Here is a 24,333-nt window from a genome sequence, read left to right on the forward strand (position 1 = left end):
CGCTGCGGCTCCCTCCTCCGCCTTGCGAGACACCACCTGACCGATCCTCGCCACGGCAAGATCCGCAGGACAGGACCTAGATCGGGTGGACCGGCTGGACGTCCGGTCCGGCCACCGGGACGATCTCCGGGGCGCCCAGGCGGATGGCGTCGGCCTCCTGGTCGGTGTCCTGCTCCTGGGAGAGGCGCTCCGACTCGACGCGCTTGGTGTAGTAGCCCACCTCGCGCTTGATCTGCTCGTCGTCCCAGCCCAGCGGCCCGGCGAGCAGCTGGGCGGCCTCCTCGACCACGGCCACGCCACGGTGGAAGGTCTCGATCGAGATGTGCGTGCGCCGGGTCAGCACGTCGTTCACATGCCTGGCCCCCTCGTGGGTGGCCGCGTAGACCACCTCCGCCCGGAGGTAGTCGTCCGCTCCGGTCAGCGGTTTGGCCAGCGACGGGTCCCGCTCGATCAGCTCCAGCACCTCGTCGATCATCGAGCCGTACCGCTGGAGCAGGTGCTCGATCCTGGCCACGTGCAGCCCGGAGGAGTGGGCCAGCCGCTGCCTGGAGTTCCACAGCGCCTGGTAGCCCTCGGCCCCGGCCAGCGGGACGCGGTCGGTGCAGGAGGGCGGGACCCGCTGGTCCAGACCGTGCGCCACCGCGTCCACCGCATCCTTCGCCATAACGCGATATGTCGTGTATTTCCCTCCGGCCACCATCACCAGCCCCGGGACCGGGTGGGCCACCACGTGCTCGCGGGAGAGCTTGGAGGTCTCCTCGGACTCCCCCGACAGCAGCGGGCGCAGCCCCGCGTAGACGCCCTCGACGTCCTCGTGGGTGAGCGGGACCGAGAGCACCTCGTTCACGTGGTCGAGGATGTAGTCGATGTCCGACCGCGACGCCGCCGGGTGCGCCCGGTCCAGCTCCCAGGCGGTGTCGGTGGTGCCGATGATCCAGTGACGACCCCAGGGGATGACGAACAGCACCGACTTCTCGGTGCGCAGGATGATCCCGGTGAGCGAGTGGATCCGGTCGCGCGGCACCACCAGGTGGATGCCCTTGGAGGCGCGCACGTGGATCTGCCCGCGCCCGCCGACCAGTTCCTGGATGTCGTCGGTCCACACGCCGGTGGCGTTGACCACCTGGCGGGCCCGCACGTCCAGCTCACGACCGCTCTCCAGATCGCGCACCCGGACGCCGGTGACCCGCTCCCCCTCGCGGAGGAAGCCCACCACCTGCGCCCGCGAGGCGACGTTGGCCCCGTACGTGGACGCGGTCCGCAGCATGGTCATGACGTAGCGGGCGTCGTCGACCTGGGCGTCCCAGTACTGCACCGCGCCGGAGAACGCCGACTTCCGCAGCGCGGGCGCGAGCCGCAACGCCCTGGTACGCGACAGGTGCCGATGGCCGGGCACGCCCCGGGTGAGGCCGGCGGAGAAGCCCATCGTGTCGTACAGCACCAGGCCCGCACCGACATAGGGCCGCTCCCAGCCCGTGTGCTTGAGCGGGAACAGGAAGGGCACCGGCCGCACCAGGTGCGGGGCGATCCGTTGCAGCAGCAGGGCCCGCTCCTGGAGCGCCTCCCTGACCAGCTCGAAGTTGAGCTGTTCCAGGTAGCGCAACCCCCCGTGGATCAGCTTGGAGGATCTGGACGAGGTGCCCGAGGCGAAGTCGCGCGCCTCCAGCAGCCCGACCGACAACCCCCGGGTCGCCGCGTCCAGCGCGACCCCCGCTCCGACGACTCCGCCTCCGATCACCACCACGTCGAGTTCCTCGGCGCTCAGCTGCGCCAGTGCGGCGGACCGCTCGGCAGGACCGAGCCGTGCGGTGCCCATTCGCGCCGTCATTTGCAACCCCCTGGGGTGCGACTTGTCGCCTTACGCGATATATCTACCCATCTACCCTAGGCACCATTACTGACCAGTAGGAAGCAACGGACGAGTTTCACACCACATCCCCGTGGCCGGCGGGAGAACGGTTCCCGAAGATCGAGCTCAGCTACATTTCACCGCGAATCAAGTGAACCCCGGGACAGGGCCGGCGCTACACACCTGTCATGGATGGGGGAGCCGAGAGGATGACGCTGCGCTGGTTCGGCGCCGCGAGCCACATCGCCCGTACCCGGGAGGCCGACGCGCGCGTGCTGGCCAGGGTGGCCGATGGCGACGCGGGCGCGCTGACCGAGCTGTACGAGCGGTACGCCAGGCCGCTGTTCGCCTTCATCTACCGGCTCTCCGGGGATCGGGGCACGGCCGAGGAGATCCTCCAGGACACGCTACTGGCCGTGTGGCGCTCGGCGGGCACCTACCAGAGCCGCTCCAGCGTCAGCACCTGGCTGTTCGGGGTGGCGCGCAGGCAGGCGCACAACCGGCTCCGCGGCGTCCCGCCTCCCCTCGCGGCCGAACCGCCCGACGGCGTCGACCCCCTGCCCGGCCCCGAGGAACTGGCCGTGGGCGGTGACCGGGTGCAGGCGGTGCTGGCCCGGCTGCCGCTGGCCCAGCGCGAGGTGGTGGTACTCGCCTTCCTCGACGACCTGAGCCACCGGGAGATCGCCGAAGTGCTGGAAATCCCGGTCGGCACGGTGAAAAGCCGCCTGCACCACGCCCGAGCGACCCTGAGGGGGTGCGTCGATGAACAACCATCCTGAGCCACCAGAACCCCACAAGCGGCCCGAGGCTCCGGAGATCCACGACCGATCCGGGCTCGCGGAAATCCACGACCGGCCCGAGTTGCGGGAGATCCGCGACGGCATTCCGCCTCCGCCCGGCCCCGAGATCGTGCGCACCGCCCTGATGAGGGCCGCCCTCGGCGGCCTGGAGACTCCGGCCGCGCCGGAGTCCTCACGGCGGCCACCGCCATCGCGGAGGACCTCGTCACCACACGTGGCAGCAGCCGTACGGGGGCTGCACAGGGCGTGGGCCCTGCTGGCGATGGAGGCCCGGCTACTGAATCCGGCGATCTGGCTGGCCTCCGTACTGATCATGGTGGTCAGCGTGGGCTACGTCCTGGCTGGGAAGGGGCACGCGGATTTCGTGCTCGCCCTCGCCGCCCCGCTGATCGCCATGGCCGGTGTCGCCGGATCGTGCGGCCCCGAGCATGACGACGCCTTCGAACTGGTCGCCGTCACACCGACGTCACCACGCGTCATCATGCTGGCCCGGGTGACGCTGGTGTTCGGCTACGACCTGCTTCTGGCATTGCTCGCCTCGGCGGTGCTGGCACCGCTGAACGCCGCCCCCGCCGGGCTGGCGTCACTGATCATGGCGTGGCTGGGGCCCATGGCGGCGCTCACCGCGTTCACTCTGCTGCTGTCCGTATGCTGGAACCCCTCCGCCGCGATAGGCGGCGGGCTGTCGGTGTGGACCCTTTATGCGCTGACCGCCACCGACGTGCCCGTTCCCGACAGCGTGCGGCACTTCTGGACGACCAACCCGGCCACGGTCACCCTCGCCCTCGCCCTGACGCTCGCCGCCGTGATCGTCACGGGTACGGGTGAACCGATCCGGCGTGCCCGCGCAACTCACCGGTCATGAGATCACTCGACCTCTGGTCGCACGAGATAAGAAGGGCCGGCCCTGCGGCCCTGCTGGCTCCACCGGTCCTCGTCCTGCTCATCGTGCTTCTCATCGCCTTCGGCACGCGGCTCGGCTCCCAGGAGGGGAACACGGCGCTGTTCCTGATGACGATCCTGGAAACGGGGATCCCGCTGCTGCCCGGCATCGCCGCCGCCTCACTGATCGGCCGGGACCTCGCGGTGGAGCTACAGCTCACCCTGCCCAGGGGATATCGCTCGACCCTGCTGCGCCGCCTGGCCGTAATGGTCGGCTGGACGGCCCTCTCCGCCCTGATCGCCTCGGCGCTGCTGATCGTCACCGGCTGGTGGGACCTGCTGCCCGCCGCGTCCCACGGCCTGGCCGGGCAGCTCTCCTGGCTGTCCCCCATGCTCTGGCTGACGGCCCTGGGCCTGCTCGCCGCGGCCACACTCCGCAGCGCCGCTGCCGCCACCGCCCTCATCTCGTTCGTCTGGCTGTTCGAACAGATGCTCGCATACCTCTTCCAGGAGAACCAGATGCTCCGGCTGCTCCACCTGTTCGCCACCACGCACGGGACGGTGCCCGGCGACTGGCTGCCCAACCGGCTGACCCTGCTGGCGACCGCTTCGCTGCTCGCCGCCGTGGCCTGGCCGCTGCTCGGCGACGCCGAGCGGATTCTCGGGGGTGAGACCGCATGATCGCGACCTTCCGCTACGAGTTCCGCATGCAGATCCGCCGCCCCGTCCTGTGGATCGTCTACGGGCTGACCTTCGCAGCGCTCGTCGCCATCGAACCGAAGACATACGCGACGCTGAACCTGGGCGGCGGTGAGGGAACCGTCCCGAACACGGCCATGATCGCGTCGGCCACCATCCACATGACGCTGCTGACCATCGTCTACGGATGCCTGCTCGCCGACCGGCTCGTCCGTGATCGGCGACTCGGCGTCATCGGAGTCCTGGACACGACTCCGACCGGTCACACCGCCCGGCTGGCCGGCAAGTATCTCGGCACCTGCGCGGCCACCGCCTCGCCGATCGCGCTCGCCTACTTCGGCCGGGCCGTGGCCTACGCGATCACCGAGGGCGAGCCCTCCGCGCTGGGCTGGGCGGTGGCGATGTTCGTGGGGGCCATCGTCCCCGGGCTGCTCTTCGTGGGGGCACTCGCCCTGGCCGGTCCCCTGCTGATGCCGCCGATGCTGTTCCAGGTGCTGTTCGTCGTCTACTGGTTCTGGGGAAACCTCATCCCTCCCAGCATGATGCCCACCCTGTCCCACACCATCCTCTCGCCCAACAGCAAGTATGTGGCCTACGGTCTCCTCGGTTACCCCATGCCGGAGCAGCCGCCGGGCATCATCGTGCCCCCCGAGTACCTGGTCTACGGTCCCTGGCCCGGAGCCTCGCTGAACTTCCTGCGGCCCGCGGCCACCGAGCCCGTCGCCCTGCTGTGGATCGGCGTGATGATCGTGCTCGCGATCTTCGTCCTCTCCCTCGCCCGTCTCCACGCCATCCGGACGGAGTCCTGACATGCGCATCGAGATCTCCCGCCTGACCAAGACCTACCGGGGCGGCGTGCACGCCCTCGACGGGCTCGACCTCGACGTGCCGACCGGCATATACGGCCTGCTCGGCTCCAACGGGGCGGGCAAGACCACGCTCATGCGCATCCTGGCCGGGCTGCTCAAGCCCACCTCGGGGACGGTTCGCATCGGCGGGCACGACATCGCCACCGCCGATGGACGCCTAGCCGTGCAACGTACCCTCGGCTATCTCCCCCAGGACCTCGGCGTCTACCCCGACCTGACCGCGCGGCAGTTCCTGGACTACATCGCCCTGCTCAAGGGGATCGACTCCCGCTCCACCCGGCGACGCCGGATCGGCGAACTGCTGGAGGTGGTCTCCCTCACCCAGGACGCCGACCGCAAGCTCAAGGGCTACTCCGGCGGCATGCTGCGCCGGGTCGGCATCGCCCAGGCGCTGCTCGCCGACCCCCGACTGCTCATCGTGGACGAGCCGACCACCGGCCTGGACCCCGAGGAGCGGATCCGGTTCCGCACCCTGCTCTCCCAGCTCGCCGGCGACCGCACGGTCCTGCTCAGCACGCACATCGTCGAGGACGTGGCCCAGACCTGCCGTCTTCTCGCGGTGCTCACCAAGGGACGCCTGGCCTTCACCGGGGACGTCGGCGAACTGGTCTCCCAGGCCGACCACCGGGTGTGGACCCTGACCACCCCCGGCCCCGCCCCCTCGCACGGCAGGGTCGTGGCCGCCGTCCCCGAGGGCACCGGAATGCGCTACCGGCTCATCGCCGCCACCTCCCCCGACCCCTACGCCCGCCCGGCCGAACCGACCCTGGAGGACGGCTACCTGGCCCTGATGGAAACCGGCCGCTGACGCCCTGTTCCCCCAGTAGGCGGACAAGCGCGGCCGGTCCGGCCGTTCGCGGGTGTGAACGGCCGGACCGCGGTCAGCGGAGCTGGTCGCGCAGGCGCTGATCTGGCGCTCGGTGACCAGGTCACGCACCTCCTGTCAGGCGGTCACAGGGCCACCTCGACGGCGGTGCGGGCGACGATCCTGGCGGCCAGCACGTGTTTGCACGGCCCGCGCGAGCCGCGGTGGTCCCACCACCACGGGCAGGTGCACGACCCCTCGGCCAGGCCGACCTCGCGCACGCCGCCCTCGGTCCGCACCCGCGCCGAGTCACCGTCGATCTGTACGGCACCTGCCTCGACCAGCGCCCTCGCGGCGGTCAGCCGGGGGTTGAGGTGCTGCACGTGCTCCCTGTCATAGGGCAGTTCACGGTGGAAGTGCGCGGCCTCGGCCAGGTCGTAGCCGACCCGACCGGCCGTACCGAGCTGGGTGAGCGCGGCGCGGACCCGCGTGGTGGACAGACCGGCGCGGTCGGCCAGCAGGCCGATCTCCACCTCGGGCTCGAAGTTGAGCAGCATGCCCACCAGATCGGCGTCGGCCTCGGCCTCGTCGGTCGCGAGATCGGCCAGCACCGCGCCCTCTCCGGAGAAGCCGCGCCAGCGCTGCGGCGACAGCGCGAGCGTGTAGCGCATCCCCGGCAGTTCGAGCTCCCATGCGCTCGACGCGGCGTCGCCGGTCTCGGCCGGGCCGTACACCCTGAGGCTCTTGGCGAAGCGGAGCAGGGGCAGCAGCGTCGCCAGGCGTCCCACGCCGGACAGGCACACCGCTCCCGCACCGGGCCGGTCACCGACCCGCAGGTCACGGCCCGCGGGAACGACCCAGAGATCGGCCGTCGCCCGCTTGGGCAGGGAGCGCAGGAACCGCACCGCGCTCATACCCGCCAGCTCGGCCCTCAGGTCCATACCCGCCGCGATCACCTGCACCTCGGCGAAGCCCCGCAGCCACCGCTCGGGCAGCGGCACCTTCTTCTCCACCACCGCGCCGTCGAGCGTCGTCACCGTCAGCTCGTCGGCGCCGACACCGAGGTGGAGCGGGTCGCGCGCGCCCACCCTGGCCAGCGCCTCACGGAGCGGCCCGTTGACGTCGACGTTGGTCGTCCCCCTGTCGAACACCTCGCCGTCCAGGGCACCGTCGAGTACGTCGAGCCGGGCGTAGACCCCGCCGCAGGCGGAGAACGACTCGAACCGGAGCCGGTCACCGCCGCACGTCACGACCGGGTCGCGGGTCCACCCCGGACGCGGCTGGTGGTAGCGGGTGAGGGCCACGTCGGCTATGCCCAGCAGGGCCGCGGCCGCGGGCGCCGCCTGCGTCACCACCCCGCTGAAGAACCTGGGCGCGAGAGCGTGGCCGCTGAGGGCTCTGCCACCGGACGTCGACAACCCCAGACGCCCGTCTACCAAGCTGGAAGGCGCGGCGTAACTGTACGCCTGCGTCGCACTTGTCATGGGCGGGACACTAGACACCGTCTCCGACAAAAAATGCCGCTACCGGCACAGATCCCATCATGATCCCAAAGCGTCACCGGATCACCGACCCCGGCAAGACCCCTGAGCAGGCTGTTCACCATCAGGAGCGCCACGCGAAACGCCTTGTGCTGGGGCGCCGATCGTGCCGTGCGGCGCCGCAGCACCGAGGCCAGAGCATCGCTGGTCGCCGCGGGCGACACCGGGACCGCGGAGATCACTGCCGCTCCCCGTCCGGGCGCCGGGGAGCATTCCGCGTCGGCTTGGCCAGAAACGAGGACCGGCCGAGGATGACGATGCCGGTCACCAACGCGATCAAGCCGGCCACCACCGCCGCGAGCGCCTCCGGAGTGACCCGCAGACGCTCGGAGAAGATCGCCACGCCCAGCACGATCCCGGTGATCGGCTCGGCGGCCGTGGTGGCCGGCAACGAGATCCGGAGCGGGGCGGCGTCGAACGCGCTCTGGTTGAGCAGCAGCCCCACCACGGCGACGCAGGGCAGAAGGTACAGCTGCCAGGTACCGACCGGGTTCAGCCCGTTGCCCAGCGTGAGCAGGGAGCTGCGCGTCAGCACGTCCTGCAGCCCGTACAGCACCCCGGCGGCCGCCGCCAGCAACATCGCCTTGATATGCAGGGAACGCCGCAGACCGAGCAGGACCAGCCCACCCGCCACCACGATCACCGAAAGCACCGCCAGCCACCGCATGGAACCCGGTTCAGGCAGAGTCCCGCCATGGGGCCGACCGCCGTACAGGAACAGCGCCACTCCCCCGCCCACCAGCACCGCGCCCAGCTGCAGCATGCGGCCGAACGGCTCCTGGTAGATGACATGGGCCGCGGTCAGCGCGAACAGCAGGTTCATCGACAGTAGCGGCACCACCTTCGCCACGTCCGCCTCCCGCAGCGCGAGGGCGCCGAGGATCTGGCCGCAGAGCATCAGCCCGACCCCGGCCAGCCACAACGGCGTGCGGATGAGGTCCAGCAGCAGGCGCAGGTGCAGCATGTCCTCCAGGGGCTGGCGGTACGCCGCATGCTGCTGTGCGACGAAGCCCAGGCCGAGAAGGCACGCCGCACCCAGCGAGATCGCGATGACCACAAGCGGTGACCTGTTTCGATGTCCGGTCCGGCAGAAGGGGCACCAGGCGGTGAAGGCGTTCCCCACACCCTGACCACCAGTGCCCACTACGTGAGTGCTCCGGCCCGGCAGGCTGGCGCTGAGCGGGCCCTCGAACAAGCCTTTCCCCGAACTCCGGCCCCCTATCCGGCCTGCCGGACTTTCACTCGGGCTGGAGCTCCGGTCGCCGGAGCCGGCTACGCCCCCGGCCGCGACACCTTCGGGCCGGGGAGCGCGTCAATGTGGCGCGCCCCGCTCAATGATCCGGACCTCGCCCCTCGAACGGGCTCACCGAGACCCGCGATCATCTCTTGAACACGCTCTGGGCCGGATCCGATTTTCGGATCAGCGGGTCCTGCCACGACCTGTGTCCGTCATTCGTTCGGAGGCGGTCGCGGTGGCGACGTCGCGGGGATATGCACGCCGGCCGTACAGGAGGATGATCGCGTTCGCGATCAACGGCACCAGCATGATCAGGAAGGTGTACTGCAAGCCCTGCGCGCTCTTCGTCCCGCCCTGGTCGAGCACGTCGGCCAGGAAGCCGAAGGTCACCGGGGCGGCGGTCTCCGCGCCCGTGCGAAGGAACGTGCGGATGCTCTCCGCACGTCCCCAGAGCCGGAAGTGGACGACGTCGAGGCGGGCGGCGTCCAGCGGGGGATTGGCCGCCGACAACGAGCCCGCCGAGACGAAGAGGAACGGCAGTGCGATCGCCACCGACGTGGTGAGCAGGCCCGGGAAGCAGAAGGCCGCGCCGGTCAGGTACGCGACCGCGGGGACCACCATGCGGGCGCTGACACGCCCGCGGCGGGCGAACCAGTCGGCGATCCGCCCGCCACAGAGCACCCCCAGCAGGGCGCCGAACCCGACGAGCGGGATCAGACCCGTTACCGCGGCCTGGCTGAGGCCGTACTGCTGGTGGACGAAGACGACACCGAAGATCCGCAGACCGGCGAAAAAGAAATATCCAACCGCCGAGGCGATGATCAAGACGACATTCGTCCGGATCCGCAGCACATACCGCACCGCCTGCCACATCGACATCCGTACCGGGTCACGGTGGAGCACCAGCGCCGGATCGGGTTCGATCCCGCGATCTCGCACCGCGGAACGCGCCGCGTCGTCCCGATCTCGCGCTCTCCCGCTGCCGTCCTCGCCACTGTCACCCGGTCCCGAGGTCAGGCTGGTCGCTCCGGCGAGCAGTCGGCTCTGGCCGCCGCGTTCGGGCTCGGGCAGCTTTCGAACGATGACGAACATGAGGACGATCCCGAGCAGTCCGAGGAACCAGAAGGCGGAACGCCACGACAGGAAATACGCGAGGTTACCGCCTATCAACAACCCGAATCCGGCGCCGAGCATCTCACCGCTCAGGATGAAGCCGTAGATCCGGCCCCGTTCGGCGGCCGGGAAGAAATCGCCGACGAGCGAGGCGATCGTCGGCCCGGCCGCGGCCGTCACGGCTCCGAGCGCCAGCCGGGAGAGCAGCAGCCACAGGAACGAATCGGCCAGGCCGCTGACCAGCATGGCCAGGCTCCACACGGCGAGGCTCACGGCCAGGATCCGCACCCGCCGCGCCCGGTCGGTCAGCACACCGACGGGCAAGACGGCCAGGGCACCGGCCCCCGACGACACGGCGGACAGGGACCCGAGTTCGGTGTTCGTGATGCCCAGGCTCCGCTTGACCTCCACCCCCACCGCCCCGACGGTCGCCTGGTCGGCGGCGACAAGCGCGAGAACGCAGCCGAGCAGAACAATGATCCGGAACCGCGCAGGGCCTCCCACCACGGCCGCCATCCGCCGCACGGCCCAGTCGACCACGGCACGCACCAGGCCGCCGCCCTCGGTGTGCCGCTTACCCCCCGGATCCACAGACATGGACCTCATCTCCCCCACTGCCTTTATGCCCCAAAGTGGACTTGGGGCTGACGCCGTGGGGATACGGCCGGGACACGCTGTTCACGCCGAGTTCGATCAACCGGTCTTCCGCCTGTGCCTGATCTTCAGTCAGAAGATCAGGCGCGGTGCAGGACCACGTAGCCCTCGCGGTCGTAGACGACCCGGTAGCCCTGGCTCCTCAGTTCGTCGACGTGCTGGCGCTGGCGGTCGAGTGAGGCCCAGGGGTAGGCGGCGCGGGCGGTGTCGGCGACGATCCAGGGGGCGGTAGGGGGTCTGTCCTCCCACAGCAGGACGGTGGTGCGGGCGGACAGGCGGGGGCCCACGTGGTTGACGGCCGCGACGACCACGCCGGAGGGTACGGCCGCGACCGCCTGCTCGGCCGCGACCACATCGGGCTGTTTCTCGTAGAAGGAGGGCCTGATGAGCTGGTCGAAGGGGAATCGCGGGACGAGGGTGAGCGCGACGGCACAGACCGCGGCCGCCCAGAGCAGCGACGCGCCGCGCTCGCTCAGGCCGGGTTCGCGACGTCGTGCCCAGCGGATCACCCGGGCGGCTCCGTCGACCCCCGCGCAGAACAGGACGGCCACCGTGATGGCGCTGTGATGGAAGTCGGTCACCCACCACTGCGCGCGGTCGGAGAGCATGCGCTCCAGCAACTGGGGGAGGGCGAACAGCGTCAACGGGGAGAACAGGCAGGCCAGCAGGGTCGGCCACAGCAGGAAGGCCAGCGTGTCGAGCTTGACCTGCGGGCTGAAGACGCTGCCGAGGACGCCCAGCGGGTCGCTGAGGACGTGCACGACCACCGCGGACATGTCGCCACCGAGGTGGCCGTACGCCCAGTACATGGTGGAGTCGCCGCCCACGGACGGGATGAGAACGGCGAGGACGAGACCGGTGTACGCCAGACCGACCCCCATGTACATGACCCCGTACACGACCCCGTGCAAGGTCCCGTGCCGGCGTCGCATCTGGAGCAGTACGTACCCGCCGAACCCGACGAGCATCAGCCCCATGTCCTCCTTGACCAGTAGCAGTGCCGCCGCCGCCAGCGCGGTGTGGCCGTGCCTGCCGGCGCTGAAGCGTTCGATCATGAGGGCGGTGAGCAGCGGGGCGAACGCGGCCTCGTGGAAGTCGAAGTTCACCGCCCTCGCGATCGGCCAGGACAGCGCGTAGGCGACGGCGACCAGGTAGGCGGGGCCGATGCCGAGCGTCCGCCGGGTGAACAGCCACAGCGGCGGTATGGCCAGCGCGAACAGCACCGCCTGGGCCACGATCAGCGTCTCGGGGCCGTCGTGCAGCCAGTACAGCGGGGCCAGCACCGCCAGGATCGGTGAGAAGTGCTCGCCCAGCTGCACGAAGTCCATGCCCAGACCGAGGTTGACGCCGCGTACCGGGCTGGTCGGGGCACCGAAGGAGGCGAAACCCCGCACCGCCTGGTCGAACAGCGTCAGGTCCATGCTGGTCGCCCGGAACAGGTCGTACCTGACCAGCCCCAGCAGGCAGTAGACCCCGGTGGCCGAGACGACCATGGCGGTCAGGGCGATCACGTGCCGCCTCCGTGCCGCCAGCCGGAGCGCCGCGGGGATCGCCATGGGAATCGCCGACCGGAGGCTCGCCCGCTCGGCCGTGTCTGGCTGCAAGCCCACCTGTCTCGTCTCCAGCGCGCCGGGTACCAAAGCGATCAAAACTAGCATCACGGACATTAGCTGGAAACTGCCACATTTTACTTTCACAAAAACCCCGTCCGCCCCGTTGCTCTCCCGGTTCGCCGGCGATGGGCGCCAGGGGGTGCCCCGGGGTCCGAGGCCCCGGGTACGGCGGCACACTCCCACCCCGTACTGGAACACCGTCCGGTCGATTCGCGGGAGGCGGGAGTCAACTGCGCGGCGGAGCGTCGATCAGTCCCACGGCGGACGACGCGGGATGAAGGCGTTGCCTAATCTTCCGGTTAGTCCCAGCCGCACCCCTGGGCTCAACAGCGGGCACTCGTCCGTCCCAGCAAGATCAACGGGGCCCGCAAGACCGATCTGGACTCTCGGGTCGTCTGCTGCCCCGCAGAGGAGAACCAGTGCGCTTGAAAAGAGCATCCCTGGCCGTTCTGGCCTCGGCGGTGGCCCTGACCTGGCTTCCGGCCCAACCCGCGCTCGCCGCGCCCGTTCAGGGGCAGACCCCCTGGTCGGTGCTGCTGTGCAAGTTCGCCGACCATTTCGAAGAGCCCAAGAATCCGCAGCACTTCGAGGACCTGTTCACCACCGAGGGCCTGGGCAAGGGCGGGCTCGCCGACTTCGTCGCCGAGCAGTCACGCGGCCGGGCCTCGATGGCCGGCTCGGTCGTCAAGGGCTGGTTCCCGATGTCGGTCACCGCCGAACAGTGGAAGGCACAGAGCCCCGAGGCGAGGGTCAAGAGCTGCACGAACGCGGCGGGCGTCGGCGGATACGGCGTGCCTGTCGGCCACCGCCTGGCCGTGATGGTCAACGCCTCCGTCGGACTCGACGCCAAGGTCCCGCTGGACGAGACCACCGCGCCGGTCGTGCTGGACCCGCCGCTGTGGGACCTCGCCACGGTCACCGCACACGTACTGAACCGGTCAGGTCTGTCCTATCCCAGATCGACGCTCTGGCGTAGCCCGTCGTCACCCGTCTGGACCGCTCCGGGCCAGTACGACGACCAGTGGGACGCGCTGAGCAACCCGAATGTCCACGCCGCCCCCTCGGCGCGGTTCGGCCGCGGCACGGTCGGGCTCAGCGGCCCGCACCTGGACGAACTCGGCTGGCTGCCCGGCGACCGGGTCGTCACCCTGGCCAAGGACGGGGTGACCACCCGGACCGTCAAGCTCGCCCCCCTGGAGCGGCCCGACCTGCCGGGAACGCTGCTGGTCCGCGTTCCCCACGACTCGGACCCGTCGCAGTATTACACGGTGGAGTTCCGCAAGAAGACCGGGCAGAGTGCCGGCATCCCCGGCGACACCGTGCTCATCCACAGTTACTACGCCGGCAGGCCAATGCTGGCCAAGAAGTTGAGCGACAAAGAGCCGATGCAGGCGATCGACGCCTACGGCGTGACCGTGACCGTCGACTCGGTCGGCTCGGACTCCGCGACCGTCACCGTCAGCACCGACGCCACCACCAAGTGCCTGGAGGGCTACGACCACCGCGGGGCCGTGGCCGGTGACAAGGTGTGCGTGACGCCCGCCGCCCGCGAGCAGGCGCGGGTCGACAACGAGGACGCGCCCAGGTGGGTGGACTACGAAACGGGAGGCTGCCTGTCCACCCGGCGCTGGCGGCTGATCACCCCCACCGACAAGGTGTGCATCACCCCCGAGACCGAACAGCAGATCACCGCCGACAACCAGGCCGCCCCCTCCCGGACCAACCCCGCCCGCAACGTATGGGGACCGAACGCCTGCACCGACGACTACGTCTGGCGCCAGGCCGACGCGAGCGACTACGTCTGCGTGACCATGGAAACCCGCCTGCAGGTCCTGGAGGACAACGCCGCCGCGGCGAGCAGGTGGACCGACGGCCCCTACGGCCCGCGCACCTGCGTGTCCGGCTACGTCTGGCGCGAGGCCTTCATCGGCGACCAGGTCTGCGTCACCGGCGACCGCCGCGAGCGGGCCCGCCAGGACAACGGCCTGGCCCACACCCGCGTCCGCTGGCCGAACGGAGGATCCTCCCGGTAGCCGTGACCGAGCGCCCGGCACGGAGCATGAGGACGACCTTCCCGAGGAGCTCGCCCACGCACACGACCGCGAGCTCCTCGGGCGCCCCGAGTCACCGGCGCCCTAGCGGCCCACCCCACCCCGAAGGACTCCGTTGCCCGATTCGTCGTCGATCTCCGCGACCTGCCTGCCAGGCACCGGATAACCGACCGGCGGCGACCAGGCAGTCAAGGTCACCTCACGCGTCAGGGGCGCTCGTTTCGAGGAGGCGGCCCTCGGACAGCCGTAGCCAGCGGTTCACGCCGATCTCGGCGAGGAACCGCTCGTCGTGGCTGACCACCACGAAGGCGCCCTCGTAGGAGCGCAGGGCACCTTCCAGCTGGGCGACGCTGACCAGGTCGAGGTTGTTGGTCGGCTCGTCCAGCAGCAGCAGCCGGGGCGCCGGTTCGGCGCACAGGACGCAGGCCAGGGTGGCGCGCAGCCGCTCGCCACCGGAGAGCACCCCGACCGGAAGGTGAACGCGGGAGCCCCGGAACAGGAAGCGGGCGAGCAGATTCATCCGCTCCGCCTCCGGCAGCCCCGGCGCGAACGCGGCCAGGTTCTCCGCCACGGTGCGGTCCAGGTCCAGCAGGTCCAGCCGCTGGGACAGGTAGGCGACCCGGCCGTCGGCCCGCTTGGTCCCGCCGCCCTCCGACTCCAGCTCACCGTTGATCACCCGCAGCAGGGTGGACTTGCCGGCGCCGTTGGGGCCGGTCAACGCGATCCGCTCGGGTCCCCGGATCGTCAGGTCGACCCCCTGCCCGGCGAAGAGGGCCCGCTCACCGTGGCGGACCTGCATCCGCTCGCCGAGGAAGACCATACGGCCGGCCGGGACGTTGGTCCCGGGCAGCTCCAGCGAGATCCTCTGCTCGTCGCGCAGGGCGCGGCCCGCCTCGTCGAGCCGGGCCCTGGCCCCGCTGACCCGCGCGGCGTGCGTCTCGTCCGCCTTCCCCGCCGACTCCTGGGCGTTCCGCTTCATCCTGCCGGAGACGATCTTCGGCAGACCGGCGTCCTTGAGGGTGCGGGCGGCGTTTCCGGCCCGGCGCGCGGCCCGCTCGCGGGCCTGCTGCATCTCCCGCTTCTCCCGTTTGACCTCCTGCTCGGCATTGCGGACGTTCTTCTCGGCGACCTCCCGTGCGGCGCGCACGGCCTCCTCGTAGAAGGTGAAGTTCCCGCCGTAGGAGCGGATCTCACCCTGGTCGAGCTCGGCGATGCGGTCCATCCGGTCGAGCAGTGCCCGGTCGTGGCTGACCAGCAGCAGGCAGCCGTTCCAGTCGGCGAGCACGTCGTAGAGCCTTCTGCGCGCGTCGAGGTCGAGGTTGTTGGTCGGCTCGTCGAGCAGCAGCACGTCGGGCCGCTTCAGCAGCTGTGCCGCCAGGCCGAGGGAGACGACCTGGCCACCGCTGAGGGTGTGCAGGCGCCGGGTGAGGGAGACGTCCCCGAGGCCGAGCCGGTCCAGCTGGGCGCGGGTGCGCTCCTCGATGTCCCAGTCGTCGCCGACGGTGGTGAAGTGCTCCTCGCTCGTGTCCCCGGACTCGATGGCGTCCAGCGCGCTGATCACCGGGGCGATCCCCAGGACCTCGGCCACGGTCAGGTCGCCGACCAGGGGCAGCGTCTGGGGCAGGTAGCCCGGCACCCCCCGTACCGTGACCGAGCCCGCGGTCGGGCGAAGTTCACCGGCGATCAGCCTGAGCAGCGTGCTCTTGCCGGCGCCGTTGGGCGCCACCAGGCCGGTGTGTCCGGCGGGGACGGTGAACGAGAGGTCCTCGAACACCGGGGTGTCGTCGGGCCAGGAAAAGGACAGGTTGGAAACCACGATCAGGGCGTCGGACATCGAATCGCTTCCGCGTTCGGCCGGCACGGTGAGGACCGCCCGGCGAAATGGTCAGGACACGAAGACATCACCGATCGGCGGCCCCGCGATGGGCGCGTCACCGATGGCGATGGGATCCGGTATCACCCGGAGATGTCTTCTTCGCCTGCCATGTCATGCTCCGTTCCGCTATTACTGACCAGCTACCTTATCAGCGGAGAGCCTTTCTCTCATCGTCGATAAGTCAGGGGCCCGGCGAACCGGCGGCACCCCACGGTCGCGTCGGGGGCGGCTGCTGCCGGGGACCCGAGAGGATGGGGACCATGAGCATCACACTCGCTGACGCACGCATCGTGACCCCCGAAGGTGTCCACGGGGGCTGGCTCACCATTGAGGACGGCCGCATCACGCATGTGGGCCAGGGCTCCGCGCCGGGGCCAGGAGTCGGGCTGGGCGGCCGGTATGTCGTGCCGGGTTTCGTGGACATCCACAACCACGGCGGGGCGGGCGGTTCCTTTCCCACCGGCGACCCGGAGCAGGCGAGCCGGGCCATCGAGCTGCACGCCCGGCACGGCACCACCACGCTGATGGCCAGCCTGGTCACCGCCTCCCTTGACGACCTGGCCGGGGCCGCCGCCGCCCTCGCCGACCTGTGCGAGGACGGCCTGCTGGCCGGGATCCATTTCGAGGGCCCCTACATCTCCGCGGCCCGGTGCGGCGCGCACAACCCGGCGCTGCTCCGCGACCCCTCACCCCAGGAGCTCGCCGGACTGATCAAGGCCGGGCGCGGCCATGTGCGGATGGTCACCATCGCCGCCGAACTGCCGGGCGCGCTGGACACCGTACGGGAGGCGACGGCGAGCGGCGTGATCGCCGCCCTCGGCCACAGCGACGCCACCTACACCCAGACGATCGCCGGGATAGCGGCGGGCGGCAGCGTCGCGACCCATCTCTACAACGCGATGCCGCCGCTGCACCACCGCGACCCGGGGCCGATCGCCGCGCTGCTCCAGGACGAGCGCGTCACGGTCGAGCTGATCAACGACGGCGTGCACCTGCACCCGGCCATGACCCGCCTGGCCTTCGAGGTCGCCGGTCCCGGCAGGACCGCGCTGATCACCGACGCGATGGCGGCGGCCGGGATGGGCGACGGCGTCTACGGGCTCGGCCCGATGAAGGTGAACGTGGTGGACGGGGTGGCCCGGCTGGCCGAGGGCGGCACCATCGCCGGCAGCACCCTGACCATGGACGTCGCGTTCCGGCGGGCCGTGCGCGAGGTGGGCCTGTCGCTGGCCGAGGCGTCCGAGATCGCCTCCCTGACCCCCGCCAGGGTGCTCGGCCTCGCCGACCGCCTGGGGTCCGTCTCGGTCGGCAAGCAGGCCGACCTGGTGGTGCTCACCGAGGAGCTGGAGGTCTCCGGCGTGATGCGCAGGGGCACCTGGATCGTCGAGCCCCGCTGAATCCCCCACCGCCCGGGTCCATCCGGCCAGCGGGCCGGACTCGCCGCGTGGGCCGGATCTGCCCGGCAGGCCGGGTGTGGTCCCGCAGCCGAGGCTCGGCGAACGGTGACGGCTGAGGAACGACGAACGCCCGGCCACCGGGCCGGGCGTTCGCGCGAGATCTCAGTCGGCCTGCGGGGCGACGACCACCTCGACCCGCTGGAACTCCTTGAGGTCGGAGTATCCGGCGGTGGCCATCGTGCGCCTGAGCGCGCCCATCAGGTTCATCGAACCGTCGGCCACCGAGGAGGGGCCGTGCAGGATCTGCTCCAGCGTGCCGATCGTGCCGAACTCGACCCGCTTGCCCCTGGGCAGCTCGGGGTGCTGCGCCTCCGACCCCCAGTGGAAGCCCTGGCCGGGGGCCTCGACGGCCCTCGCCAGCGGCGAGCCGACCATGACCGCGTCCGCGCCCACCGCGATCGCCTTGGCGATGTCGCCGGAGGTGCCCATGCCGCCGTCGGCGACGACGTGGACGTAACGGCCGCCGGACTCGTCCATGTAGTCGCGGCGGGCGGCGGCCACGTCGGAGATCGCGGTGGCCATCGGCACCGCCACGCCCAGCACCGTGCGGGTGGTGTGCGAGGCGCCGCCGCCGAAGCCGACGAGCACCCCGGCCGCACCGGTCCGCATCAGGTGCAGCGCCGCGGTGTAGGTGGCGCACCCCCCGACGACCACGGGGACGTCGAGCTCGTAGATGAACTGCTTGAGGTTGAGCGGCTCGGCCCTGCCGGAGACGTGCTCGGCGGAGACCGTGGTACCGCGGATCACGAAGATGTCCACGCCCGCGTCGATGACCGCCTTGTGGTACTGGACCGTGCGCTGCGGGGAGAGCCGGACCGCCGTGGCCACCCCGGCCGCGCGGATCTCCTCGATGCGGCGGCCGATCAGCTCTTCCTTGATCGGCGCGTTGTAGATCTCCTGCAGCCGCCTGGTGGCGGGCTCTCCCTTGAGCTCGGCCACCTCCTGCAGCAGCGGCATCGGGTCCTCGTACCGGGTCCACAGCCCTTCGAGGTCGAGCACGGCGAGACCGCCGAGCCGGCCGACCTCGATGGCGGTCTTCGGCGAGACCACGCTGTCCATCGGGCTCACCACGACGGGCAGCTCGAAGCGGTAGGCGTCGATCTGCCAGGCGATCGAGACCTCCTCCGGGTCGCGGGTACGACGGGACGGAACGATGCCGATATCGTCGAGTGCGTAGGCACGACGGCCGTTCTTGCCGCGGCCGATCTCCACCTGAGTCATATGTCTGTCTTTTCCGTTCCGTGGCGTGCATGGCGCACGCCACGTTTTCACGCGTGCGCGGTACGCGCCGCTCTAGCGACCGTGGTAGTTGGGGGCCTCGACCGTCATCTGGATGTCGTGCGGGTGGCTCTCCTTGAGGCCCGCCGACGTGATCGGCATCAGCTCGCACCGTACGTGCATCTCGGGGATCGTGCGGCATCCGGAGTACCACATGCCCTGGCGCAGGCCGCCGACGAGCTGGTGGGCCACCGCGGCGACCGGGCCGCGGTAGGGGACCTGTCCCTCGATGCCCTCGGGGATGAACTTGTCCTCGGTGCCGACATCGGCCTGGGCGTAGCGGTCCTTGCTGAACGAGGCGCCGCCGCGCTCACGGTTGCGGACCGCGCCGAGCGAGCCCATCCCCCGGTACGACTTGAACTGCTTGCCGTTGATGAAGATCAATTCACCCGGGGACTCCTCGCAGCCCGCCAGGAGCGATCCGAGCATGACCGAGTCGGCCCCGGCCGCGATGGCCTTGACGATGTCACCCGAATACTGCAGGCCGCCGTCGCCGATCACCGGAACCCCGGCCGGGCCCGCGGCGAGGGACGCCTCGTGGATGGCCGTCACCTGCGGGGCACCGACGCCGGCGACCACCCGGGTGGTGCAGATGGAGCCGGGCCCGACACCGACCTTGACCGCGTCGACCCCCGCGTCGACCAGCATCTGGGCGCCCGCACGGGTGGCGATGTTGCCGCCGATCACATCGACCTTGCTGTTGGCCTTGATCTTGGCGATCATGTCGGCGAGGCCCTTGGAGTGGCCGTGCGCGACGTCCACCACGATCACGTCGACCCCGGCCTCGATCAGCGCGCTCGCCCGCTTCTCCGCGTCACCGCCGACGCCGACGGCCGCCCCCACGACGAGCCGGCCGTTGGCGTCCTTGGTCGAGAACGGGTACTTCTCGCTCTTGGTGAAGTCCTTGACGGTGATGAGCCCGCGCAGCCGCCCCCCGGCGTCGACCAGCGGGAGCTTCTCGATCTTGTTCTTCCTGAGCAGGTCGAACGCGTCGTCGGTGGAGACCCCGACCGGCGCGGTGACCAGCGGCATCGGGGTCATGACCTCGCGCACCGGACGGCTGTGGTCGCTCTCGAAGCGCATGTCACGGTTGGTGACGATGCCGACGAGCACGCCGCTCGCGTCGGTCACCGGCACGCCGGAGATCCGGTAGGTGGCGCAGAGTCGCTCGACGTCGGCGAGCGTCTCGTCGGGAGAGCAGGTGACCGGGTTGGTGACCATCCCGGCCTCGGAGCGCTTGACGAGGTCGGCCTGCTGGGCCTGGTCCTCGATCGACAGGTTGCGGTGCAGCACGCCGATGCCGCCCTGGCGCGCCATCGCCACCGCCATGCGGGCCTCGGTCACCGTGTCCATCGCCGCGGAGATCAGCGGGATCCGCAGGGTGATGCCCCGCGACAACCGCGTGGTGGTCTCGGCCTCCCCGGGTTGCAGGTCCGAATACGCGGGCACCAGCAGCACGTCGTCGAACGTGAGCCCCCGATCGGTGAACTTGGCCATCTGCAACCCTCCTGCCACGGCGCTCTCATGAAGGGGAAAGGCGCCGACCCCCGGGTCACAGTTTAGAGTCTGGCGCCAAACCTGGTGGACCCGGGGGAAAAGCCGGAGGCCCGGATCTCCCACCGGAGTCGCATACTGGTAGGCAGCCGGGTTTCCGGTACGGGCCGGAGATCTTCAGGTTCCCGCTTCCAGGATCTCCCGGCCACCGCGGTCGCCTGCCCGTACCGCCCCGGACCGTCATACTCGTGCCGGTTCGGGGTCTGTTTATCACATCCAGGCCATAAGGTGGGATCGTGCTCGACGATGTCCCTCGCGACCCGTTCGCGGATGACCCCGACGACCCGGCGGCGGCGCTGGGCGATCCCGACGATCCCGAGCCGTTGACCACGGACGAGCGCGACGAGGCCATGACCGACCTCGCCGACGTGGAGGTTTTCCGCTCACTGCTGGAGCCCCAGGGCGTGCTCGGCCTGGTGCTCGACTGTCCCGAATGCGGGGAGCAGCACTACTTCGACTGGGAGTTGCTGCGCGGCAACCTGCGCCAGATGATCGAAAACGGCCAGCCCCAGGTGCACGAGCCCGCCTACCAGCCCAACCCCACCGACTATGTGAGCTGGGAGTACGCCCGAGGCTACGTGGACGGTGTGATCGACACCGAGGAACACCACTGATCCACGTCGCCGGTTTCCCCGGTCCGCCCGCCGTGAGCCGTGAACACCCCCGGGATCAGCCGGACTGCGTGATCGACGCCGAGGAACACCGCTGATCCACGTCGTCGATCAAGGCGGCCAGCAGGGCGACCGCGGCGTCCGACGTGGAGACGGGCGTCCTGCGCGAGAGCGCCTCCACCAGGGCGTCGGTCTCGGCCACGGCCGGATCCTCGTCCGGCCCGTATCTTCGAGCCGGACGTCGCGGGTGAACCGTTGTCATGATCGTTCTCGCTCCGGGTCGTCGCGAGCCCCGTCCCGCGGTTCGGGCTTTCGCTCGCGGCCCCTGCTCGACAGCTCGGCGGTCAAGCTATCGACTCCAGCTCCGCCATCGCTCGTAGCCGGGCCAGCGCCCTGTGCTGGGCGACCCGGACCGCACCTGGTGACATGCCGAGTACATTACCGGTCTCCTCGGCGGAAAGGCCCGACACCACTCGGAGCATGAGAAGCTCGCGCTGGTTGTCCGGCAGCCTCGACAGCAGCCGGCGTGCGTGTTCGGCCTCGATGTAGCGCACCACGGTCTCCTCGGGCCCCGGCCCCTCGTCGGGCCCGTCAGGAAGGTCCTGGGTGGGCACGGCGGACCGCACGGAGCTGCGCAGCGCGTCGGCCACCTTGTGCGACGCGATGCCGAAGACGAAGGACGCGAACGGGCGCCCCATGTCACGGTAACGGGGCAGCGCGGACAGCACCGCGATACATACTTCCTGGGCCACGTCGTCCGCGATGTGATACTGACCGGAAACCCGGCCCAGACGACCACGGCAATAACGGACGACCATCGGCCGCAGTTGCGCGATCAGAGATTCGATCGCGGTGCGATCCCCCTGAACGGCGAGGCTCGTCAGATCCTTGAGATCGTCCCTATGGACGCCCCCTTCGGACCTCGTCGCAAGCCTCACCCCATTTTTGGCGTCGGCGACGCATCCCTCGGTCACGTTAGGCATGATGCCCGCCCTGATAGTGCCTGTCGTCATGGCAAACGGCTACGGATTGGTCACATTGAGGCGGCGATAACGGTGCGTAATCACACGGTGACCACGACGACTACGCTATGTGCAAATATTTCATTCGATTGCCAAATACATCGACTATTCGGAGGAACCGCGTTTGCCCTTACGAGTGACGCGCCATGACGCGGTGCGGGCACATTTGGTTTACCGCAAAACGCGAACGGCTCGCGCCTCCGGGGAGACGCGAGCCGTTCGGAACCGGTGAGATCAGTGACCGTGGCCGTGGCCGTGGCCCTGACCGGCGGCGGCCGGAGCCTCCTCCTCGGGCTTGTCCACCACGAGCGCCTCGGTCGTCAGCAGCATGCCGGCGATGGAGGCCGCGTTCTGGACGGCCGAGCGGGTGACCTTGACCGGGTCGATGACACCCTGGGCGATCAGGTCGCCGTACTCGCCGGTGGCGGCGTTGAGGCCGTGGCCGATGGGCAGGTCGGCGACCTTGAAGGTCACCACGTAGCCTTCGAGGCCGGCGTTCTCCGCGATCCAGCGGGCCGGCTCGACGAGCGCCTTGCGGACGATGGCGACACCGGTCGCCTCGTCGCCGGTCAGGCCCAGGTCGTCGAGGACCTTGGAGACGTGCACGAGCGCGGAGCCACCGCCGGAGACGATGCCCTCCTCGATCGCCGCGCGGGTCGCCGAGATGGCGTCCTCCAGGCGGTGCTTCTTCTCCTTCAGCTCCACCTCGGTGGCCGCGCCGACCTTCAGCACGCAGACGCCGCCGGAGAGCTTGGCGAGACGCTCCTGGAGCTTCTCACGGTCCCAGTCGGAGTCGGACTGCTCGATGGCGAGCTTGATCTCCTTGACCCGGTCGGCGATCGCCGAGGCCTCGCCGGCACCGTCGACGACGGTGGTGGAGTCCTTGGTGATGACGACGCGCCGGGCGGTGCCCAGCACCTCCAGGCCGACGTGCTCCAGCTTGAGGCCGATCTCCTCGCTGACCACCTGGCCACCGGTGAGGATGGCGATGTCCTGCAGCATGGCCTTGCGGCGGTCACCGAAGCCCGGCGCCTTGACGGCGACGGAGGTGAAGGTGCCACGGATCTTGTTCGTGACGAGAACCGCGAGGGCCTCGCCCTCGACGTCCTCGGCGATGACCAGCAGGGCCTTCTTCGTCTGCGCGATCTTCTCGAGCAGCGGCAGGAAGTCGGCGACAGAGGAGATCTTGTTCTGGGTGATCAGGATGTAGGGGTCCTCCAGGACCGCCTCCATGCGCTCCTGGTCGGTCACCATGTAGGGCGACAGGTAGCCCTTGTCGAACTGGAGACCCTCGGTGAACTCGAGCTCCAGGCCCATGCTGTTGGACTCTTCGACGGTGATGACACCGTCCTTGCCCACCTTGTCGAACGCCTCGGCGATCAGCTCGCCGATCTTGGCGTCCTGCGCGGAGATCGTCGCCACATTCGCGATCTCCTTCTTGTCCTCGACCGGGCGGGCCGACTCGATCAGCCTGTCGCTGACGGTCTTGGCCGCGATGTCGATGCCGCGCTTGAGGGAGAGCGGCTGGGCACCGGCGGCCACGTTGCGCAGGCCCTCGCGGACCATGGCCTGGGCCAGAACGGTCGCGGTGGTGGTGCCGTCACCGGCGACGTCGTTGGTCTTGGTCGCCACTTCCTTGGCCAGCTGCGCGCCAAGGTTCTCGTACGGCGCCTCAAGCTCGACCTCGCGGGCGATGGTGACACCGTCGTTGGTGATGGTCGGCGCACCGAACTTCTTGTCGATGACGACATTGCGGCCACGCGGGCCCAGCGTCACCTTGACCGCGTCCGCGAGAGCGTTCACGCCGCGCTCGAGAGCTCGGCGCGCGTCCTCCTCGAACGACAGGATCTTCGGCATGACAGTCCTCTCTATAAGTACGTCGGCGCATCAAAGCCCCGGGCGCTCTCGCGACCCGGGGCTCGATACGTCATCTTTGTGAAGCGAGAACTACTTCTCGATGATGGCGAGCACGTCACGGGCGGAGAGCACGAGGTACTCCTCGCCGTTGTACTTCACCTCGGTGCCGCCGTACTTGCTGTAGAGGACCACGTCGCCCTCCTTGACGTCGAGCGGAATCCGCTTCTCGCCCTCGTCGTCCCAGTTGCCCGGACCCACCGCGAGGACCTTGCCCTCCTGCGGCTTCTCCTTGGCGGTGTCCGGGATGACCAGACCGGAAGCGGTGGTCTGCTCGGCCTCAAGCGGCTGGACCACAATGCGGTCGCCAAGCGGCTTAACGGGAACCTTGGTGGCGGTCGTCACGTCGGACCTCCCCTTCAGATTTGAATGATCTAGAAGAGGCGACCAGCGGTCTGCCGTCGCGGGTGTCAGACCTGCCTCGTCGCATGTATTTGGCACTCTCACCGGGAGAGTGCCAATACGGAACAGTATGCAAGGAGGGCTTGACAGTCAACACGGAGCGCCC

General features: G+C 69.9%; 20 protein-coding genes. 8 read left to right on the forward strand and 12 right to left on the reverse strand.

The window, feature by feature from the left end; translation table 11 throughout:
- Positions 1–76 precede the first annotated feature (76 nt).
- Entirely contained in the window at positions 77–1,828 is a 1,752-nt protein-coding gene (locus tag ABZ260_RS03250; RefSeq protein WP_355566525.1) for a glycerol-3-phosphate dehydrogenase/oxidase, read from the reverse strand.
- A 209-nt stretch (positions 1,829–2,037) separates the two neighbouring features.
- Between ABZ260_RS03250 and ABZ260_RS03255 the strand changes: the two genes are divergently transcribed.
- The 5 genes from ABZ260_RS03255 to ABZ260_RS03275 are packed head-to-tail and all read left to right on the forward strand — an operon-like array spanning position 2,038 to position 5,907.
- Positions 2,038–2,628 (forward strand): RNA polymerase sigma factor, encoded by a 591-nt coding sequence (locus ABZ260_RS03255; RefSeq protein WP_355612326.1) that lies wholly within the window; start codon positions 2,038–2,040, stop codon positions 2,626–2,628.
- Complete coding sequence (locus ABZ260_RS03260; RefSeq protein WP_355612329.1) at positions 2,612–3,514, forward strand: hypothetical protein; 903 nt, start codon at positions 2,612–2,614, stop codon at positions 3,512–3,514. Before ABZ260_RS03255 ends, ABZ260_RS03260 begins: the two co-directional genes overlap by 17 nt.
- The gene (locus ABZ260_RS03265) at positions 3,511–4,212 is read left to right on the forward strand and encodes a hypothetical protein (RefSeq protein ID WP_355612332.1); all 702 of its coding nucleotides are present in this window, start codon (positions 3,511–3,513) and stop codon (positions 4,210–4,212) included. The genes ABZ260_RS03260 and ABZ260_RS03265 overlap by 4 nt, the downstream gene beginning before the upstream one ends.
- Positions 4,209–5,039 (forward strand): hypothetical protein, encoded by an 831-nt coding sequence (locus tag ABZ260_RS03270; protein WP_355612335.1) that lies wholly within the window; start codon positions 4,209–4,211, stop codon positions 5,037–5,039. Before ABZ260_RS03265 ends, ABZ260_RS03270 begins: the two co-directional genes overlap by 4 nt.
- A gap of 1 nt (position 5,040) precedes the next feature.
- Positions 5,041–5,907 (forward strand): ABC transporter ATP-binding protein, encoded by an 867-nt coding sequence (locus ABZ260_RS03275; RefSeq protein WP_355612338.1) that lies wholly within the window; start codon positions 5,041–5,043, stop codon positions 5,905–5,907.
- Positions 5,908–6,050: 143 nt separating this feature from the next.
- Here ABZ260_RS03275 and ABZ260_RS03280 read toward each other — a convergent pair whose 3' ends face one another.
- The 4 genes from ABZ260_RS03280 to ABZ260_RS03295 all read right to left on the reverse strand — a co-directional run bounded on the left by ABZ260_RS03280 (position 6,051) and on the right by ABZ260_RS03295 (position 12,059).
- Positions 6,051–7,388, reverse strand: a complete 1,338-nt coding sequence (locus ABZ260_RS03280; RefSeq protein WP_355612341.1) for an SWIM zinc finger family protein — start codon at positions 7,386–7,388, stop codon at positions 6,051–6,053.
- A 235-nt stretch (positions 7,389–7,623) separates the two neighbouring features.
- Positions 7,624–8,589 (reverse strand): DMT family transporter, encoded by a 966-nt coding sequence (locus ABZ260_RS03285; protein ID WP_355612429.1) that lies wholly within the window; start codon positions 8,587–8,589, stop codon positions 7,624–7,626.
- A 276-nt stretch (positions 8,590–8,865) separates the two neighbouring features.
- On the reverse strand, positions 8,866–10,392 hold the full coding sequence (locus ABZ260_RS03290) for an MFS transporter (RefSeq protein WP_355612344.1): 1,527 nt from the start codon (positions 10,390–10,392) through the stop codon (positions 8,866–8,868).
- Positions 10,393–10,529: 137 nt separating this feature from the next.
- Positions 10,530–12,059, reverse strand: a complete 1,530-nt coding sequence (locus ABZ260_RS03295; protein ID WP_355612347.1) for a DUF2079 domain-containing protein — start codon at positions 12,057–12,059, stop codon at positions 10,530–10,532.
- Positions 12,060–12,487: 428 nt separating this feature from the next.
- On the opposite strand from ABZ260_RS03295, the gene ABZ260_RS03300 reads away from it, so the two are divergent.
- A complete protein-coding gene (locus tag ABZ260_RS03300) occupies positions 12,488–14,095 on the forward strand; it encodes a hypothetical protein (RefSeq protein WP_355612350.1) in 1,608 nt (535 codons plus the stop codon).
- Positions 14,096–14,312: 217 nt separating this feature from the next.
- Here the strand turns inward: ABZ260_RS03300 and abc-f are convergent, their stop codons facing one another.
- Positions 14,313–15,947 carry a ribosomal protection-like ABC-F family protein gene (gene abc-f, locus ABZ260_RS03305; RefSeq protein WP_355612353.1) on the reverse strand — a complete coding sequence of 545 codons (1,635 nt, stop codon included), beginning with the start codon at positions 15,945–15,947 and terminating at the stop codon, positions 14,313–14,315.
- 302 nt (positions 15,948–16,249) lie between these two features.
- Between abc-f and nagA the strand changes: the two genes are divergently transcribed.
- A complete protein-coding gene (nagA, locus tag ABZ260_RS03310) occupies positions 16,250–17,386 on the forward strand; it encodes an N-acetylglucosamine-6-phosphate deacetylase (RefSeq protein ID WP_355612355.1) in 1,137 nt (378 codons plus the stop codon).
- Between the two features lie 162 nt (positions 17,387–17,548).
- Here the strand turns inward: nagA and ABZ260_RS03315 are convergent, their stop codons facing one another.
- Together ABZ260_RS03315 and guaB are read right to left on the reverse strand one after the other, a co-directional pair.
- Entirely contained in the window at positions 17,549–18,667 is a 1,119-nt protein-coding gene (locus tag ABZ260_RS03315; RefSeq protein ID WP_355612356.1) for a GuaB3 family IMP dehydrogenase-related protein, read from the reverse strand.
- Positions 18,668–18,739: 72 nt separating this feature from the next.
- Positions 18,740–20,221 (reverse strand): IMP dehydrogenase, encoded by a 1,482-nt coding sequence (guaB, locus tag ABZ260_RS03320; protein WP_355612358.1) that lies wholly within the window; start codon positions 20,219–20,221, stop codon positions 18,740–18,742.
- Positions 20,222–20,514: 293 nt separating this feature from the next.
- Between guaB and ABZ260_RS03325 the strand changes: the two genes are divergently transcribed.
- Positions 20,515–20,892 carry a DUF5319 family protein gene (locus ABZ260_RS03325; RefSeq protein ID WP_030912798.1) on the forward strand — a complete coding sequence of 126 codons (378 nt, stop codon included), beginning with the start codon at positions 20,515–20,517 and terminating at the stop codon, positions 20,890–20,892.
- 55 nt (positions 20,893–20,947) lie between these two features.
- Here ABZ260_RS03325 and ABZ260_RS03330 read toward each other — a convergent pair whose 3' ends face one another.
- The 4 genes from ABZ260_RS03330 to groES all read right to left on the reverse strand — a co-directional run bounded on the left by ABZ260_RS03330 (position 20,948) and on the right by groES (position 24,170).
- Positions 20,948–21,091: a hypothetical protein gene (locus tag ABZ260_RS03330; RefSeq protein ID WP_350953821.1), complete on the reverse strand. Its 144-nt coding sequence runs from the start codon at positions 21,089–21,091 to the stop codon at positions 20,948–20,950.
- Between the two features lie 142 nt (positions 21,092–21,233).
- Entirely contained in the window at positions 21,234–21,872 is a 639-nt protein-coding gene (locus tag ABZ260_RS03335; protein WP_030912801.1) for a sigma-70 family RNA polymerase sigma factor, read from the reverse strand.
- Positions 21,873–22,145: 273 nt separating this feature from the next.
- A complete protein-coding gene (gene groL, locus ABZ260_RS03340) occupies positions 22,146–23,768 on the reverse strand; it encodes a chaperonin GroEL (protein WP_355612362.1) in 1,623 nt (540 codons plus the stop codon).
- A gap of 90 nt (positions 23,769–23,858) precedes the next feature.
- Complete coding sequence (gene groES, locus ABZ260_RS03345) at positions 23,859–24,170, reverse strand: co-chaperone GroES (RefSeq protein WP_030912806.1); 312 nt, start codon at positions 24,168–24,170, stop codon at positions 23,859–23,861.
- Positions 24,171–24,333: the final 163 nt, after the last annotated feature.

Source organism: Streptosporangium sp. NPDC006013 (assembly GCF_040614275.1).
In the GTDB taxonomy this organism is placed as follows: domain Bacteria; phylum Actinomycetota; class Actinomycetes; order Streptosporangiales; family Streptosporangiaceae; genus Streptosporangium.

What these genes read in the sequence shown, in the direction of transcription:
- groL (WP_355612362.1), bottom strand. Translation starts at nt 23,768, where the DNA reads ATGCCGAAGATCCTGTCGTTCGAGGAGGACGCGCGCCGAGCTCTCGAG.
- abc-f (WP_355612353.1), bottom strand. Translation starts at nt 15,947, where the DNA reads ATGTCCGACGCCCTGATCGTGGTTTCCAACCTGTCCTTTTCCTGGCCC.
- ABZ260_RS03275 (WP_355612338.1), top strand. Translation starts at nt 5,041, where the DNA reads ATGCGCATCGAGATCTCCCGCCTGACCAAGACCTACCGGGGCGGCGTG.
- ABZ260_RS03290 (WP_355612344.1), bottom strand. Translation starts at nt 10,392, where the DNA reads ATGTCTGTGGATCCGGGGGGTAAGCGGCACACCGAGGGCGGCGGCCTG.
- ABZ260_RS03335 (WP_030912801.1), bottom strand. Translation starts at nt 21,872, where the DNA reads ATGCCTAACGTGACCGAGGGATGCGTCGCCGACGCCAAAAATGGGGTG.
- ABZ260_RS03250 (WP_355566525.1), bottom strand. Translation starts at nt 1,828, where the DNA reads ATGACGGCGCGAATGGGCACCGCACGGCTCGGTCCTGCCGAGCGGTCC.
- ABZ260_RS03260 (WP_355612329.1), top strand. Translation starts at nt 2,612, where the DNA reads ATGAACAACCATCCTGAGCCACCAGAACCCCACAAGCGGCCCGAGGCT.
- ABZ260_RS03315 (WP_355612356.1), bottom strand. Translation starts at nt 18,667, where the DNA reads ATGACTCAGGTGGAGATCGGCCGCGGCAAGAACGGCCGTCGTGCCTAC.
- ABZ260_RS03255 (WP_355612326.1), top strand. Translation starts at nt 2,038, where the DNA reads ATGGATGGGGGAGCCGAGAGGATGACGCTGCGCTGGTTCGGCGCCGCG.
- guaB (WP_355612358.1), bottom strand. Translation starts at nt 20,221, where the DNA reads ATGGCCAAGTTCACCGATCGGGGGCTCACGTTCGACGACGTGCTGCTG.
- ABZ260_RS03265 (WP_355612332.1), top strand. Translation starts at nt 3,511, where the DNA reads ATGAGATCACTCGACCTCTGGTCGCACGAGATAAGAAGGGCCGGCCCT.
- nagA (WP_355612355.1), top strand. Translation starts at nt 16,250, where the DNA reads ATGAGCATCACACTCGCTGACGCACGCATCGTGACCCCCGAAGGTGTC.
- ABZ260_RS03280 (WP_355612341.1), bottom strand. Translation starts at nt 7,388, where the DNA reads ATGACAAGTGCGACGCAGGCGTACAGTTACGCCGCGCCTTCCAGCTTG.
- ABZ260_RS03270 (WP_355612335.1), top strand. Translation starts at nt 4,209, where the DNA reads ATGATCGCGACCTTCCGCTACGAGTTCCGCATGCAGATCCGCCGCCCC.